The organism is Sodalis sp. RH16, from assembly GCF_047324245.1.
GTDB classification, from domain to species: domain Bacteria; phylum Pseudomonadota; class Gammaproteobacteria; order Enterobacterales; family Enterobacteriaceae; genus Acerihabitans; species Acerihabitans ligni.
The window spans coordinates 769,773-784,562 of record NZ_CP178737.1 but is presented as its reverse complement, the minus strand read 5'-3'; the positions used below and the strand labels follow the sequence as shown (position 1 = coordinate 784,562).

Genomic DNA, 14,790 nt, shown 5'->3' with positions numbered 1-14,790 from the left:
CGCAGGGGTCGATGCAATGTTTACGAGGTGCTAATAATGGAATTAAATCGCTCAGGTTTTACCGACCAATTCAAAATAAAAGACTTCTCATTAAGCAACCCACAGCTGATTGAGGATCCATACCCGTACTACGACAAGATTCGTCGGGAAGAACCCATACACTACTCGACGATGTATGGCGGATCCTGGCTGCTATTCAGCTACGCTGACGTCAAGGCTCTGTTAACGGATCCCAGACTGACCAATGATCGGTCCGCATTGCCGTTATTGGCGTTGCCCGAAGAAGAACGGTCACAGTTTGCCGACATGATTCCGGTTCTCAGCAAGTGGTTGGCATTCTTTGATGGACATGACCATGTAGAGCGCCGGCAACGATTGGACTGGTCGTGTCCAACGCTGCTCAGCAAAAGTTCCTTGTCCGGCCTCATCCACACTGTTGCCGAGGATCTCATGGACGCCTGGCAGGAGAAAGACTGCGTTGATCTGATAGCCGATTTTGCCCGTCCGTTACCCGCAATGGTGATCACGCGGCTGCTTGGCGGGGCTGACGGAGATCATGAGCAACTGGCGAGTTGGTCCGATGACATAGCGTACCTGTTTGGCGCAAGCGATCTGACTGTAGATGATGTACAACGCGGCCAGAAAAGCGTCCACGCATTCGGGCGATATTTGCGCGGGCTTGCCGGCGACGCGATAAAGTCCCGCCGTGACGATTTGATACTTAACCGTTTAATGAGCGATAACGGCAAGGGATTCCAGTTCGATATGGAATCAGCCACCGCGCAGTGTATGCTGCTGATGTTCGCGGGGCTGGAGCCCACGAGGTATCTGATCGGCAATGCCGTCTGGGCGCTGCATCAGCATCCGGCCCAACGACACGCGCTGGCGGCGGATCTGGAGCAGTTGCCGCTGGCGATAGAGGAGTTCCTCCGATACGGTACGCCCGTGCAGTACATTGGTCGCAGGGCGGCCACGACATTCACCTACAGGGATTACCGAATCGAGGAGGGGCAACTGGTGCTGCCCTATGTCGGTTCCGCGAACCGGGATCCGATGGTTTTTGATCATCCCGAAACCCTTGATTTACGCCGCACACCCAACCGGCATCTTTCCTTTGGCATCGGTCCGCATGCCTGTATCGGCGCGACGCTGGTGCGCCAACAGACTCAAATTGCGCTTTCCCTCCTGCTCACGCGCTACCCTTCCTTCGACGTGAGCCGGCAAACCGAACCCGTCTGGAATACGAATCTGGGATTCCATGGCCCCACTTCGCTGATGATCAACACAGGAAAAAGAGGATAAGCCTATGAACTGGAAGCGCAGCAACGTCGCCGGATTTGCCGGCGCCAACCTGGCCACCATCGACTTCGGCGGTCAGGGAGGAGGGATTCTCCTTATCCACGGAATGATGGGCAGGGCAACGACCTGGTCAACAACGGCAGGGTGGCTGACCGAACATGGAAAAGTGATCGGATACGATGCCCGCGGCCACGGCTTAAGCGACGCGCCCGAAGGGCCCTACGACCGCAACGCCCATGTCGAGGACGCCGCCGCAGTGATTAATGCGTATGGCCTCGCTCCCGCCGTGGTCATCGGCCATTCGATGGGCGCGCTCACCGCGTGGCAGCTCGCAGGCAAGCATCCTGAACTGGTCCGTTCCGTGGTTATCGGCGACATGGCCGCCGTGGTGCCCGACGTTCAGGTACGCTGGCAGACATGGCTGGACGAGTGGCCGGTCCCATTCGACAGTATTGCGGCTATCCGCGACTATTTCGGCGGGGACTATTTTGGTAAATACATGATTGGCGCGCATTCCGAACGAGTACACCCGGCTGAAGGAGACTATTTTGTCGAGGTGTTCGCTGAGCGGCGGGATGGTTATTGGCCTCTTGCGGGTACGCGCAATGTACTTGCCTGCCGCGAACACTGGAACAACCGCGATCATACCCCTGAACTGAGCCAGGTTCACTGCCCGGCGCTTGTGGTCGCCGGGGAGCACAGTTATTTCCCCGCCGAGGCTTCACGCCGCATGGCAGATGTGCTTCCGGCAGGTGAATTCGTATTGGTGTCGGACGCAGGACATGTGCTGCACTTCGACAACCCCCAGGCTTGGCGCGCCGCAGTCGAGCCGTTCGTCCGCAAGACCATCGGACAACGGCCATGAAGTCACAATCATGGCAGGACGCCCTAGGGGAGTTGCATGCCGCCGTCGGAAGTCTTCTCGTCGGCGAGCACATTCCCTACCAGCAACTGTGGTCCCGTGCGCCAGACGTCACCATGATGGGCGCCTACGGCGGCCTCTACACGGGCTACGAAGCGGTCTGCGCGGCGATAATCCGCGCAGCCGCCAACTACCGGGGATGGCAGCCTGACTATCAGGAGGAGCCCATCGCAGCCATCAACGACGGGATGCTCGGATACGTCATTTTGCGGGAATGCGTAACCAACATGAAAGATTCGACGGTAAGATGCCGGCGCGTCACGGTTCTGTATCGCCGGGAGCAAGACCAATGGCGGATTTTCCACCATCACTCGGACCCTTTGCACCAGGTTGTGTAGTCAGCGCTGCGCGCCCCACATCCTGAACGGATGCCATCCGGCTAAAGGGTGTTCATCTCAGAAAAGGTCATCCAATGAAATTATCAGGCTAAATTGCTGTTGTCACGGGGCGTCCAAAGGTATCGGCGCGGGTATCGCCAGAGCCTTAGGCAATGCGGGCGCTACCGTTATCGTAAACTATGCGTCAAGCAAGGATGACGCCGACGAGGTTGTTCCCCTAATTCAATCGAAGGGCGGTATTTCAGATGATTGAAGATCTCACAAAGGAAGCATTTCACCGGCGGCAGTCCTTCATGACGGATGACATTTTAATCACTGCAGCGACCTCCTGGGGATGGGGCCAGGCGGCATAAAGCCCCTCTTGATAGTTTGCTTAAAATCAATGATAAATAAGCGTGTTGTACTGTATCATCCAACGGAAGTGGCATCCATCTATAGATGTCCAAACCTGATGTGTAAACATTGGCAGCTTCTCAAGTATGCCATAATAAAGATATCTCTATATCAGTGAATATGCAGGTGATTATGGTTTTTTCTTTTATTAAAAAAACGGTTGCGTTAGCCTCAGCAGACAGAATCGCACAAGCCGCGTCCTCACAGGAAGCATTCGATAATGGAAAAGGTACGGCGTTCTCAGTACCAGAAATTATTGAGTTATATTTTCATAAATACGGTAGTACACAGAAAAAGTTCGATTACCACTCCTCGCCGAAACTTTATATTGGCTACGTCAAGATTCCAGGTAAAGACGAATTTTTGTCGGTGATTTTAATACAACCGAAAGGCTCAATAGCCGTAAGTTTTCATCCAGATGCTCTTTATTCCAATGATTTATTCGGGCTGATGGCCAAAAAAGCATTTGCCGATAAAATTGCCGCCGGTTTAATCCAATCGCTTAATCAACCGGGGCCTGGGTTTGAGGAAAAAACCACCTCTCCCCAACCTTCACAGAGATTACCTCTACCATCAACGAAGCAGCAAGCCGTGGATGCAATACCCGTGCAACAAAGGTCCTTTGTTTTAAAAGCGGCGGAAAGCGAGTTTAATCGGCGTGCCACAGGCCTTTTTGACGCTGCAAAAAGTGATGTGGCTAACGAAGATGATGCGATATTAGCTATGGCAGACATTGCGATGCTTCGCGGCCCTATTGCTGTAGCTTCATTGAATGGCGGCTGTACGTTAGAAACGTACGAAAATGCACTGGATAAATTATCACAAATTGAAAAAAAATGGGAACGCTGGTCATTGAAGCTGTAACGTCGGATATGCGTAGTACTTTGAAGACATCAATGTTTTCAGCTCATTGCCAACACTTTTTTATCCCCAGTTTAACGGTCGATTCGCCACAGCGCCTGGCGCAACAATTTTCGGTTTACCACGCAGATAGAGTTCATAATAAAAGCTGTGCATTCCTGTAGCGAAGACACTGGCGCAAAGCGTCTCTAGACACGGTATTGCACACACTTGCGGCCACCGGCTTCTGACATTTTTGGCCGGCCGCGCAAGGCAGTGTCCGACGTTTTCCCCAGGAACAACGCCCGGTATGGGCAAATGATACCCGTGCGATTTAAGCGCGGACAGCCTGCCGGCAGGCTGAGTAAATTAAACGTTATAATAAATTTTAGTGGGTTGCGTTTATGCTGCCCATAAAATATCGGTTTCTTTTCGAGGTTATTTTGTGTTAAGAAAGTCAGGTAACTAACTTTTGCAAAAACTCATGTACGTTAACCACTTAGTCTGCAGATAATCGAAAAGACCAAGGTTAATGAGTTTTTATTACTGATCTGACAACTAAAGGTTGTTGGTTGATTATAAGGGAAAAAAATGCCAATGATATTCGGTGAGTTATCTGGTGCTCCATCATGGGTGCCTGCTCTATTGCTCGTCACTCTCTCATTCGCACTGGGCTTCCTGGCCCGATTTATACTTCTCAGGTTCATCCGCTACTGGCAGAGCCGTGACAGAAAGCTATTTAAATCACTTGAAAAGCATCTTCGTGGTTCAATGTTTCTTTTCATTCCCTTACTGTTAATAAATGTAGGGGTTAATTATATTAGCATTCAGCCGGACTCCCTTGTTTTCATTACAACAACCGTTAATATATTCATTATATTGTCATTTTGCTCCGTTTTGATTCGATTGACGAATGTTGCGCAGGATATGCTTTTTATACGCTATGACATTAATCTTTCGAATAATCTTCGTGCCCGTAAAATTCGCACTCAGATAATATATGTAAAAAAGGTCGCTATCGTACTACTGGTGTCATTCTGTCTTTCTCTGATTCTACTCAGTTTCCCTGGAGTCCGAAAATTCGGCACTACCATCCTGGCCGGTGCTGGGGTTGCCGGAATAATAATTGGGTTTGCCCTTCAGAAGTCGCTTGTCAACCTGTTTGCCGGCATTCAGATAGCCTTCACGCAACCTATAAAAATTGATGATGCGGTAGTCGTTGAAAATGAATGGGGCTGGATTGAGGAGATAAACCTGACTTATGTTGTTGTGCGTATCTGGGACCTGCGCCGACTGGTCCTGCCCATTACATACTTTACAGAAAATGCCTTCCAGAACTGGACGCGTAATAATGCACAAATATTAGGCTCTGTTTTTCTTTACCTTGATTATTCCATGCCATTAGATCCTCTCCGTAAGCATTTTGAAAAAGTACTCAGTGAAACAAAGCTTTGGGATCAACAGACTCAGGTGCTCCAGGTTACCGATACTAATGACAAAACCATGACCGTCAGATTATTGATGACTGCGCAGAATTCCCCCATTGCCTGGGATTTACGCTGCCACGTGCGGGAAAAAATGATTGAGTTTATTCAGCAAAATTATCCGCAGAGCCTTCCTCACGTGAGGGCTACACTGACCGATTCCGGTGTTTGATCGTTCGAGAGGTCAGTGGTTAATCGCTCTCATTTTTTTCTGGGGTTATACAGTGGAACGTACAGATACCGCCCTTTTACTGAAAACCATTTAATGGCGTTTAAACACCCCAGAACATGAGATTGATAGCATTTTTAATTTCATCGGCGAAAGAGCCATTCTGTGCGATAAATCTGGCGACTTCCTCCATCCCTTCGCGGGTTCTCTTTCTTACATTCCCCAGCCTTTATGCGACGAGCTGCCTTGCCTATATTTATCGAGTCGATTCCTGCAGCGAGGGTAGACGGTATAGAGAGCACCCATGCCGGCAGCAAACAGCCCTGCAGTAATACCCAGCGCAAGACCTTTGGCATTGGTAGTGGTCGCTTGCTGGGGATGAACTGGAAGCGTGCATGGCATGTCGCTCCCCTTGCTTTGTTGAATCAATCCAGCTTAGGGGCAGCAGGGAAGTCCACTGGAATTTTCGTGGTGGAGTGCAAATAATTGCTCACGGTTTTGTCGCCAATAATGACGATGGCATCCACCAGGTTTTCCTTAGTCCAGCCTGCGGCAAAGAATGCTTCAACCAAAGCTTGATCAACGTGGCCACGGCTTTGCGTGATGCGTTTGGCCAAGCGGGCTAGCGCATCAAGCTTGGGGTCGAAACCGGCGTGGCCATGACGGATTTCGATGATTTGCTCATCGGTTAAGCCATTCATTTTTCCTAGCATGGTGTGGGCGGCCAGGCAATATTCACATTCGTTCACTTGGCTGACGACCAGGTTGATGACCTCGCGAGCCTTGCCGGAGACGCTGCTCTTCGCGTTTTGCAATGCCAGATAGGTGGCGAGCGCCGTCTTAGAGTGGGCAAACGTGGCGAAGAGGTTGGGGACCATGCCAAGGCTTTTTTTGAGATTGTCAAAAATAGCCTGGTTGGTTGCGTTGACTTCTTCGCGGGTGGGTACGTTGATGGTGGTCATGGCGTTCTCCTGTCGATGATTGAAAGCGGGTGTGAAAGTTTGATTGTGTTTACTGCGCGGTGTAGCCGCCATCCACTGCGATGGATTGTCCGGTGATGTAGGGCGCCTTGGCGGAAGCGATGAAAACAATCGTCTCGGCTACCTCATCCGCCGTCGCCGCGCGTTTGGCTGGAATGCTTCCGAGAAATCCGGTCTTGGCGGTTTCGTTGCGTCCGACAAAACGGTCGAGCATGTCGGTTGCCACCGGCCCCGGCGCTACTGCGTTGACGCGCACGCCGAAGGCTGCGCCTTCCAACGCCGAGCTCTTGGTTAACCCCTCGACGGCAAATTTGCTGGCGGCGTAGACGGAGGCGCCGGCCATGCCGACCTGGCCCGCTATTGAGGACAGATTGACGATGGAGCCATGTCCTTGGGCCTGCATTGCGCGCATTTCATGCTTAATCGACAATAGCGTGCCCAGCACGTTCGTCGAAAACGTGGCGAGGAAATTGTCCACGCTTTGTTCGGTGATCGGGCCCTGCATGCCTTCGGTACCCGCGTTGTTGACGGCAATGTCGATCTTGCCGAACAGGCTGACCGTCTTTTCGACAAGGTCTCTGACTTCCGTCTCGTTGGCGACATCCGCTTTGACGAATTCAGCCTTGCCGCCAAGCAAGCGAAGTTCAATGGCCAGCGCTGCGCCAACCTCCTCGCGCCGTCCGCTGACGACCACATCGGCGCCGAGCCTGGCGAAAGCGAAGGCGGTTGCCCGGCCGATGCCGGTAAGAGCGCCGGTGATAAGGACTGTGGTTTGGTTCATGTGTATTCCTGGTTGGATGAAGGATGGCTCTACTTTGACTGATTCCCTTTGGTTGATATAGACTGGTTTTGGTCATATAAATTAGTAGAAAATGGAATAAATGGAGCGGGTGTGGACAAGCTTTCTGCAATGGGCACTTTTGTGAGAGTGGTCGAATCCGGCAGTTTTTCCGCCGTGGCGAACGAATTGCGGGCTACCCAAAGCGCCGTGAGCAAGCAGGTGGCCGCCCTGGAGAAGGCATTGGGGGCCAAACTGCTTGTCAGGACGACGCGGTCCCTTGCCCTCACCGAAGAGGGCGAGCGCTATTTCGAGCAGGCCCGAAGGTTGGTCGCCGAAATTGCGGAGGCGGAAGCGGGCCTGATCAAAGGAGAAGGGCAACTACGCGGCTGGATTCGGGTGGCGGCCTCGGTGGGTTTTGGCCGTTTAAAGCTGATGCCGTTGGTGAAGTCGTTCATGGCGGCGCATCCCGATGTCAAAATCGATCTGCGGCTGAATGATGGTTTTATCGACTTGGTTGAGCAGGGGATTGATGTTTCGGTTCGGATCGGCGACTTGCCAGACAGCGGGCTGATTGCCCGGCGCATCGGCACCTCCCATCGTATGCTGCTTGCGCATCGCGACTACCTGCGAACCCTTCCCAAAGGCGTTCGGGTTCCGGTCAATCCGGAAGACCTGCAAGCGCACGAATGCATTGTTTACACAGGAATGTCCAACAGCGATTTGTGGACATTTACAGCGGGAGCAGGCGCGTTGGAGACGAAAGGGACCATCAAGAGTATTCATGTCGAGGGGCATATCCAGACCAACAGCAGCGAGGTACTCCGATTTGCCGTGACCACAGGGATGGGTATTGGCTTTTCGCCCACCTGGCTGTTCGACGCAGAGCTGGCTTGTGGAGAAATCGTGCGGCTCATGCCGGACTGGGAGTCGCCCCAATCGCCAATTCATGCTGTGAGCCCGCCCGAACGCAAGCATTCGGCCAAGGTCAGGGCATTTGTCGAGCATCTATCCGCGGCGCTGACTTGAGCTGTATCTCATTGAAAACACCTCTGGACAGATAATGACCGGAGGTGTTTTGCATGAAAAATAGAAAAAGCGTGAACGTTATTGACCCATTGCGTCTTTTTTCATCGTATCTTTCTTCATGTGATCTTTAGACATACCGTTTTGTGACATTTTATCTTGAGACATTTTATCTTTTGACATGCAGTCCTTGCCCATGCCGTCCTTTTTCATACAGTCTTTGGCGGTGTGGCCCATGCTGTCTTTTTTCATCATGGTATCAGCGGCATAGGTGGTGCTTGCGGCACCCATCATCAGCGCGGCCGACATCATCATTACGGTTAGCTTTTTCATCGTATTTCCTTTTCCGGGTTTTATTGAGATAAAACGGCATATCGCCTTGTGTATAAAGCGTATTCGTCGGCGGTAATCAGCTGCCGCCAAACCAGTTGTAGCCCTGAGCTTCCTTAGCGGCCACGCAGCATGGCAATCAGGGTTCTCGGCACCAGCGCCACCATCACCAAATGCAGCGCCACAAATCCCACCAGAGCAGCCATCGCCACAAAGTGCACATAGCGCGCGGCGTCATAACCGCCGAGCAACTCCCTCAACCGCGGGAATTGCACCGACTTCCATACCACCAGGCCTGAAATGGCCAGCAGAATGCCGGCGAAATGCCATTGGAGCGCGCCGCCCAGCCAGCCGCCGAGGGTGAACCGTCACCGGTTTGGGATCCTGTTTACTACCCATAGATAAATTGGGCTGCAGCATCATGATTTTTCCTGCCTTCCGCCGGGTGATGTGGCGAGTATTGAGCGGATTTGTTCCCCAAGACCTCACGCAAAGTTAAATAAAATGTGATAACTCCGGATGAGTTGCTTGTGTAGACTCAGACGGTATGGAGAAGCCACGCGTGAAGATGAACACATGGACAAAACGAAAAAGATCCTGATCGTCGAAGATGACGGCGATATCGCTGACTTACTCAGTCTGCATCTGCGTGATGAAGGTTATGACATTACCCACGCCGGCGACGGCAATCTGGGCGCAACGCTGCTGGAAAAAGGCGGCTGGGACGCATTAATCCTCGACCTGATGCTGCCGGGCGTCGATGGTTTGGAGATCTGCCGCCGCGCCCGCAATATGACGCGCTATACGCCGATCGTTATTATCAGCGCGCGCTCCAGCGAAGTGCACCGGGTGCTCGGCCTGGAGCTGGGCGCCGATGACTATCTGGCGAAACCTTTCTCGGTGCTGGAACTGGTGGCGCGGGTCAAGGCGCTTTTCCGCCGCCAGGAAGCCATGAGCCGCAATGTGAAACTGGATGCCGGCACCTTGAGTTTTTCCGGTCTGACAATTGATCCGATTGCCCGTGAAGTGCTGCTCAATCAGCAGCCCGTTGAGCTGACGCCGCGGGAGTTTGACCTGTTGTACTTCTTTGCTAAAAATCCCGGCAAAGTGTTTTCGCGCCTCAGCCTGTTAAATCAGGTGTGGGGCTATGAGCACGAAGGGTATGAACATACGGTGAACACCCATATCAATCGGCTGCGCATCAAGATAGAAGCTAATCCGGCTGAGCCGGAGCGGATCCTGACGGTGTGGGGCAAGGGGTATAAATTCGCGTCCTTCGCTGAAGGCATGCAAGGGTAAATCATGAAAAATCTCACGCTGGCGCAACGATTGACACTGGTATTCATGCTGTTGCTGATCGCCTGCTGCTCGCTTTCCGGTTATATGCAGGTGCGTTCCAGTAATCAGTACGGCCAATCGGTTATTCAGCGGCTGTCGGCCAATCTGGCCACGCAGATTGCGGCCAATAATCCGCTGCTCAGCCAGGAGGGGTTGAATCCGCAAGCGGTGCACCGGTTATTTGATCAACTGATGGCGGTCAACCCGAGCGTTGAAGTCTATTTGCTGGATAAAGACGGCAATATCATCGGCAACGCGGCCCCGGCAGGAAAACTGCAACGGCAGAAGATTGACTTGGCTCCCATTAACGCCCTGCTGCACGGCGCGAGGATGCCGGTTTATGGCGATAATCCGCGCGAGCCGCAAAACCGCCAGGTCTTTAGCGCCGCGCCGTTGCAGGTGAACGGCGTGACCAAAGGTTATGTGTATATCGTACTGCTCGGCGACGCATATACCGCGCTGAGCAGCGATGCCCAATACCAATCGGCGATTTATATGGCGCTGCGCTCCATGGGATTGGTGGCGCTATTTGGTCTGCTGGCTGGCGCGCTGGCATTCCGCTGGGTGACGCGCCCGGTGCGCAAACTGACGGCGCAAATAGCCTTGCTGGACAATGGCGGGATGGCGGCCATTCAAACGCTGGCGAAAAACGGTGCGCCATCCGGTGCTCCGCGCGATGAAGTGACGCAATTACAGCAGGCTTTTGTCGCGCTGGCAAAGCGTATTGACCGGCAATGGCAAAGCCTGATGGTGCAGGATCAACAGCGGCGCGAATTTATCGCGAATATTTCCCATGACCTGCGCACGCCGCTGACGTCGCTGCATGGCTATCTGGAAACGCTGTCGGTGAAATCGGACCATCTGAGCGATGAGGACAGGCAGCGCTATCTGAACATTGCGCTGACGCAGAGTAAAAAGGTCGGACGGCTGGCCCAGGAGCTGTTCGAACTGGCCCGGCTGGAATATGGCGTGGTAAAACCGCAAAAAGAGTCGTTTTCCCTGTGCGAACTGGTGCAGGACGTCTTTCAAAAATTCGAACTGGCCACCGAGACGCGCGGACAAAAGCTGCAGGCCGACATCACGCCCGGCATCCCGCTGGTTAACGCGGATTTGGGGATGATTGAAAGAGTGCTGACCAATCTCCTGGATAATGCCATACGCCATACGCCGGAAGGCGGCACCATCGGGATCAGATTGTGGAAAAACGAAGGGCAGGTGATGGTGCGTCTTAAAGACAGCGGCCCGGGAATCGCTCCGGAGCTTAAAGAGAATCTGTTTGTCCGTCCGTCGATCCTCAGCGCCGATAAACACCGGGCCGGCGGGCTCGGCCTTATGATCGTCCGCCGTATTCTGCAACTGCACGGCAGCGATATCACGCTCATTGAAGAGCCTGAACGCGGGGCGTGTTTCCAGTTCTCGGTGCCGGTGTAAACGCCGGATGATAAGCAGCAACCGTAGGGGCGGATTTACTTTTCGCCGGGAGCGGCCGCTGTGAGGTCGCGCGTGGTCGTAATTTCATCATCGGCAACCTTATCAACCGACATTGCCATCGCGGCCTCCTGCCGTTGTAATGTACGGGCAAGCAGGGCTGAATATAAGGGTTTCCCGCCCAAAAGCTGTGCAACTATCGTGGCGCCCAAACAGGTAATAATCATCGGCAAAATGAGCTGATAGTTATCCGTCATTTCCAACACCAATACGATCCCGGTAAGGGGTGCCCGCACCGACGCGGCGAAGAGCGCCCCCATGCCGGCTATGGCAAAGGTTCCGACCTCGAGGCCATAATAGGGGAACCAATGGAGGCTTGCCATACCGAATACGGTACCCAATACGGTTCCCAAGGCCAGCATGGGCGCAAAAATCCCCCCGGGAGCCCCTGAGCCGAAACAGAGTAGGGTAGTCACCATTCGGACAATAAAAATCAATACCAACATACCCAGGGTATAGTTTCCTGCCGCGACGATAGGTATCAGCGCAAAACCACCGCCGATAGCGGCCTGCTGAACGAGTAGAAGGAGCCCGCATCCTCCCCCCAGAATGCCGCCGATGAGCAGGAATTTGCGTAAGTTGCCGCCATGTAATCGGGCGAACAGGTCCTGGCTGCGAAACACCATTATATTGAATGACATTCCAACCAGACCAAATACCATCCCCTGAAGCAGATACAACCAAAGCGTATCCATGGGCGCAGAGGCCAATCTGCCAATATCGATTACTGAATGCTCGCCATTAAAGAAGCGAAACACCATAGTCGACATGATGACGCCAATAAAGACGGCTTTAATTGAAATCAGGTTATAGCGGAACTGCGGACGCATTTCTTCAATAATAAACAGGATACCCGCCAGCGGGGCATTAAACGCCGCTGAAAGCCCCGCCGCCGCCCCCGTTGCCAGAAGGGTATGCCGTGCTTCGGCGCCGCGCAGGTGAAAGATATCCACTATCATGCGTCCGACATTCCCCCCCATTTGTACCGTGGGTCCTTCTCGCCCCAACACCATCCCGGCGCCCAGCGTCCCCATACCGCCGATAAATTTTACCGGGATCACCCGCCACCAACGTACCGGCCGCAGTTCCTCCAGCGCGCCTTCGATCTCCGGTATGCCCGAACCGCTGGCTTCCGGCGCAAAACGCCGAACAAGATAATAGCCCAGCATCGCCAGCAAGGCGGAGATAATAAAGGACAGGGGCCAGACAAGGATCCAGCTATCGGCGACATGCGCCAACGCGGATAGACGCCGTTGCTGCACCCAATCCACTGCTTTCTCAAAAGCCACACCTATCAGGCCGGCAATAATACCTACCAGCGCTGCCAAGATTAGGATTATCACCGGCGTTTTATCACGCTGTATAAATTGGCGAATGACGTCCCTGCGTCGCTGTAAGGTAAGTACTGTGGGCGATTTTGGCTGCAGCGGCTTCATAGGCTTTTATCATCAAAATTTAAAAATAAAGCGCATAGTTTAACGCATTTATCCGGATATAGTGCCATCAAATGGATACAAGATGTTAGACTGATGAGAGTATGGTCAAAATGATATATTTTAGTTGAAGAAGTGTTATAAACAAGATTTAATCAGTACGGAATGAGTATTCCGCTTAATAGGTCAGACGCTGTGCCGATAAGACGTCAAGTTCAGTCCTATTCGCAGTTGCATCAGCGCTATGATGGCCTAATTAAATTTGTAGTAAAAATAATATTTTCATAGGTGAAATTAACTTTCAGCAAAATAAACTATGTTGGGTTTACCTTAAACCAGCAATAAGATAAAGTTTATCCTCTATTTTATAATGTGTCTGTTGGTTTTCTATTTATCAACGAGGCTCAGATCGCCTTTTCGCAGGGAATGATTTCTCGCAATAAAGCTGAATTTTTGGCTATGGCGATTATTGCCGGCACAAACTTGCTTTCGATTGCCATACTATAAACATCCTAAGATTAAAGCCCTACATTTTTTGAGATCGTTGGCGGACTTCGGGCCATCCAATACTCTTCCTGTAATGGCTTGCCCGCTTATACAGATAAACAGTAAATTGCATGATCACCAATTCCTGTTTTCATCGGCGAAAGGGCCATCCCGCCTTGTTTCCCTTGGCAAAACCTCTTGCGGCACATCATGGATAACGGTATCGTTAAGCCGCACCTGCAAAATCAGGTGCTGGGATTGGAACCTCTGGTGGTGGGAATAGTTTGTTGCTCACTGGAGGCTGCCTTATGGCTACACCCCTCACCCAGACACATCCGTTACTTTCCATCCCCTTCAGCGCCGCCACGGATTTCACCGAACTGGCCGGAAACTGCGAGCTTTGTGCCGAGACATTGCTTGAGAGCGACGATCCGGCGCTGCGGATGGCGAAACGGTCATCATCGCCAAAGCGGGTATACCCTATGTTCAATTGGTGCCCATTTTGCAAAGGGACAGAAATCCTGGTGGCTATGAAAATAGAATCACAATGGATGACAGTTTCAATGATGCTGACGCAGATATTCAACGGATGTTTGAGGTCGGTGAATGAAGCGATTGCTTTACGTCAGCGACGCGCTGCAGGTCGTGACCTGGTATCAATATTGGGATGACGCCAAATGTCCTGCAAGCGTCCAGGTCAACTCCAGGTAAAATGCTATAAGGAAAAGATGATAAAAATAGCTTAATTAAAAAATAGTCAATCTTATCATTTTATACTAATAAAATATTTCTTCTGATGTAAATTATTTTATATATTACCTAAAAATAAAGTTTACTTTATTAATTATCATTTTTCTTGGTTAAGTTTATATTGAAATTTTGTGATGAGTTGTATCTGTAACTCGGGTGGCCCTCGGGTTATATTTAATATAAATTCATGATTTTATCTCCATCATTTCTAGCATTCTTAAATATCAAGAAGGATCCACGATGAATTTTTCAGTAGAGCCGATCGGTATACAGCCTGGGTCTTCTCATCACAGTATAAAAAATACTCGCAGTCTACATCACCATCTGACATACGCATCATCAACACATAATACATTACCACAGTATAAGGAGCCATTAAATGGACATGATCTCTACACTCTCGCAGCAGAGTATAACAAAGAAAAAAGCCAACGCATTAAATATCATTTAAATAATAAACCCAACCTTAAACCCCCTAACAATAATGTCAGAAAATTAATTTATGGCCTGCTTGGTTTGTCCAACATTGGCGATCATCAGCACAGAGCAACAATAAGAGATACCCATAGCGTTTTTTCATTACTTCCCATCCCCCCCAAAAAAATAATACCATTCGTCAAGAAAAGACCTCCTACTTTTCTCCGGTCATTGACTATCCCGATGATAGGGCAGCCGTTCCCATAAGTGGACCAATTAGATCAAAACGCGAGGCCACTCCAGCGTCGCACCATAGCAG

15 protein-coding genes and 2 pseudogenes are annotated in these 14,790 nt (G+C 51.5%); 11 read left to right on the top strand and 6 right to left on the bottom strand.

Features of this window, described 5'->3' with window-relative positions; all coding sequences use genetic code 11:
- The first annotated feature begins 36 nt into the window (after window positions 1–36).
- The 5 genes from ACL2XJ_RS03690 (at window position 37) to ACL2XJ_RS03670 (ending at window position 5,448) form a co-directional block, all read left to right on the top strand.
- Window positions 37–1,302, top strand: a complete 1,266-nt coding sequence (locus ACL2XJ_RS03690; protein WP_413725645.1) for a cytochrome P450 — start codon at window positions 37–39, stop codon at window positions 1,300–1,302.
- Window positions 1,303–1,306: 4 nt separating this feature from the next.
- On the top strand, window positions 1,307–2,164 hold the full coding sequence (locus tag ACL2XJ_RS03685; RefSeq protein WP_413725644.1) for an alpha/beta fold hydrolase: 858 nt from the start codon (window positions 1,307–1,309) through the stop codon (window positions 2,162–2,164).
- Complete coding sequence (locus tag ACL2XJ_RS03680) at window positions 2,161–2,559, top strand: YybH family protein (protein WP_413725643.1); 399 nt, start codon at window positions 2,161–2,163, stop codon at window positions 2,557–2,559. Before ACL2XJ_RS03685 ends, ACL2XJ_RS03680 begins: the two co-directional genes overlap by 4 nt.
- Window positions 2,560–3,021: 462 nt before the next feature.
- Window positions 3,022–3,816 carry a hypothetical protein gene (locus ACL2XJ_RS03675; RefSeq protein ID WP_413725642.1) on the top strand — a complete coding sequence of 265 codons (795 nt, stop codon included), beginning with the start codon at window positions 3,022–3,024 and terminating at the stop codon, window positions 3,814–3,816.
- 567 nt (window positions 3,817–4,383) lie between these two features.
- Complete coding sequence (locus tag ACL2XJ_RS03670; protein WP_413725641.1) at window positions 4,384–5,448, top strand: mechanosensitive ion channel family protein; 1,065 nt, start codon at window positions 4,384–4,386, stop codon at window positions 5,446–5,448.
- Window positions 5,449–5,548: 100 nt separating this feature from the next.
- On the opposite strand, the pseudogene ACL2XJ_RS03665 reads toward ACL2XJ_RS03670, so the two are convergent.
- The 3 genes and pseudogenes from ACL2XJ_RS03665 to ACL2XJ_RS03655 all read right to left on the bottom strand — a co-directional run.
- Window positions 5,549–5,702 (bottom strand): annotated as a pseudogene (locus ACL2XJ_RS03665) (type II toxin-antitoxin system CcdA family antitoxin); the annotation flags it as partial.
- A 168-nt stretch (window positions 5,703–5,870) separates the two neighbouring features.
- Window positions 5,871–6,407 (bottom strand): carboxymuconolactone decarboxylase family protein, encoded by a 537-nt coding sequence (locus tag ACL2XJ_RS03660; protein WP_413725640.1) that lies wholly within the window; start codon window positions 6,405–6,407, stop codon window positions 5,871–5,873.
- 49 nt (window positions 6,408–6,456) lie between these two features.
- On the bottom strand, window positions 6,457–7,206 hold the full coding sequence (locus tag ACL2XJ_RS03655; RefSeq protein WP_413725639.1) for an SDR family NAD(P)-dependent oxidoreductase: 750 nt from the start codon (window positions 7,204–7,206) through the stop codon (window positions 6,457–6,459).
- A 111-nt stretch (window positions 7,207–7,317) separates the two neighbouring features.
- Here ACL2XJ_RS03655 and ACL2XJ_RS03650 point away from each other — a divergent pair, with 111 nt between their 5' ends.
- The gene (locus ACL2XJ_RS03650; protein ID WP_413725638.1) at window positions 7,318–8,232 is read left to right on the top strand and encodes a LysR substrate-binding domain-containing protein; all 915 of its coding nucleotides are present in this window, start codon (window positions 7,318–7,320) and stop codon (window positions 8,230–8,232) included.
- 78 nt (window positions 8,233–8,310) lie between these two features.
- On the opposite strand, the gene ACL2XJ_RS03645 is transcribed toward ACL2XJ_RS03650, so the two are convergent.
- Window positions 8,311–8,562 carry a pentapeptide MXKDX repeat protein gene (locus ACL2XJ_RS03645; protein ID WP_413725636.1) on the bottom strand — a complete coding sequence of 84 codons (252 nt, stop codon included), beginning with the start codon at window positions 8,560–8,562 and terminating at the stop codon, window positions 8,311–8,313.
- A gap of 113 nt (window positions 8,563–8,675) precedes the next feature.
- Window positions 8,676–8,921 (bottom strand): annotated as a pseudogene (locus ACL2XJ_RS03640) (cytochrome b/b6 domain-containing protein); the annotation flags it as partial.
- A 214-nt stretch (window positions 8,922–9,135) separates the two neighbouring features.
- Here ACL2XJ_RS03640 and ACL2XJ_RS03635 point away from each other — a divergent pair.
- Entirely contained in the window at window positions 9,136–9,858 is a 723-nt protein-coding gene (locus ACL2XJ_RS03635; protein ID WP_413725635.1) for a response regulator transcription factor, read from the top strand.
- A gap of 3 nt (window positions 9,859–9,861) precedes the next feature.
- Window positions 9,862–11,328 (top strand): sensor histidine kinase, encoded by a 1,467-nt coding sequence (locus tag ACL2XJ_RS03630; protein WP_413725634.1) that lies wholly within the window; start codon window positions 9,862–9,864, stop codon window positions 11,326–11,328.
- 35 nt (window positions 11,329–11,363) lie between these two features.
- Here ACL2XJ_RS03630 and clcA read toward each other — a convergent pair whose 3' ends face one another.
- Window positions 11,364–12,821 (bottom strand): H(+)/Cl(-) exchange transporter ClcA, encoded by a 1,458-nt coding sequence (clcA, locus tag ACL2XJ_RS03625; RefSeq protein ID WP_413725633.1) that lies wholly within the window; start codon window positions 12,819–12,821, stop codon window positions 11,364–11,366.
- Between the two features lie 369 nt (window positions 12,822–13,190).
- On the opposite strand from clcA, the gene ACL2XJ_RS03620 reads away from it, so the two are divergent.
- From ACL2XJ_RS03620 to ACL2XJ_RS03610, 3 genes are all read left to right on the top strand, one after another.
- Window positions 13,191–13,325 carry a hypothetical protein gene (locus ACL2XJ_RS03620; RefSeq protein WP_413725632.1) on the top strand — a complete coding sequence of 45 codons (135 nt, stop codon included), beginning with the start codon at window positions 13,191–13,193 and terminating at the stop codon, window positions 13,323–13,325.
- A gap of 287 nt (window positions 13,326–13,612) precedes the next feature.
- Entirely contained in the window at window positions 13,613–13,975 is a 363-nt protein-coding gene (locus ACL2XJ_RS03615; protein WP_413725631.1) for a hypothetical protein, read from the top strand.
- 319 nt (window positions 13,976–14,294) lie between these two features.
- On the top strand, window positions 14,295–14,738 hold the full coding sequence (locus tag ACL2XJ_RS03610) for a hypothetical protein (protein ID WP_413725630.1): 444 nt from the start codon (window positions 14,295–14,297) through the stop codon (window positions 14,736–14,738).
- Window positions 14,739–14,790: the final 52 nt, after the last annotated feature.

Excerpts from the sequence above, each read along its gene's own strand:
- ACL2XJ_RS03655 (WP_413725639.1), bottom strand. The coding sequence starts at position 7,206 with ATGAACCAAACCACAGTCCTTATCACCGGCGCTCTTACCGGCATCGGC.
- ACL2XJ_RS03685 (WP_413725644.1), top strand. The coding sequence starts at position 1,307 with ATGAACTGGAAGCGCAGCAACGTCGCCGGATTTGCCGGCGCCAACCTG.
- ACL2XJ_RS03645 (WP_413725636.1), bottom strand. The coding sequence starts at position 8,562 with ATGAAAAAGCTAACCGTAATGATGATGTCGGCCGCGCTGATGATGGGT.
- ACL2XJ_RS03610 (WP_413725630.1), top strand. The coding sequence starts at position 14,295 with ATGAATTTTTCAGTAGAGCCGATCGGTATACAGCCTGGGTCTTCTCAT.
- ACL2XJ_RS03660 (WP_413725640.1), bottom strand. The coding sequence starts at position 6,407 with ATGACCACCATCAACGTACCCACCCGCGAAGAAGTCAACGCAACCAAC.
- ACL2XJ_RS03690 (WP_413725645.1), top strand. The coding sequence starts at position 37 with ATGGAATTAAATCGCTCAGGTTTTACCGACCAATTCAAAATAAAAGAC.
- ACL2XJ_RS03680 (WP_413725643.1), top strand. The coding sequence starts at position 2,161 with ATGAAGTCACAATCATGGCAGGACGCCCTAGGGGAGTTGCATGCCGCC.
- ACL2XJ_RS03670 (WP_413725641.1), top strand. The coding sequence starts at position 4,384 with ATGCCAATGATATTCGGTGAGTTATCTGGTGCTCCATCATGGGTGCCT.
- ACL2XJ_RS03630 (WP_413725634.1), top strand. The coding sequence starts at position 9,862 with ATGAAAAATCTCACGCTGGCGCAACGATTGACACTGGTATTCATGCTG.
- ACL2XJ_RS03615 (WP_413725631.1), top strand. The coding sequence starts at position 13,613 with ATGGCTACACCCCTCACCCAGACACATCCGTTACTTTCCATCCCCTTC.
- ACL2XJ_RS03635 (WP_413725635.1), top strand. The coding sequence starts at position 9,136 with ATGGACAAAACGAAAAAGATCCTGATCGTCGAAGATGACGGCGATATC.
- clcA (WP_413725633.1), bottom strand. The coding sequence starts at position 12,821 with ATGAAGCCGCTGCAGCCAAAATCGCCCACAGTACTTACCTTACAGCGA.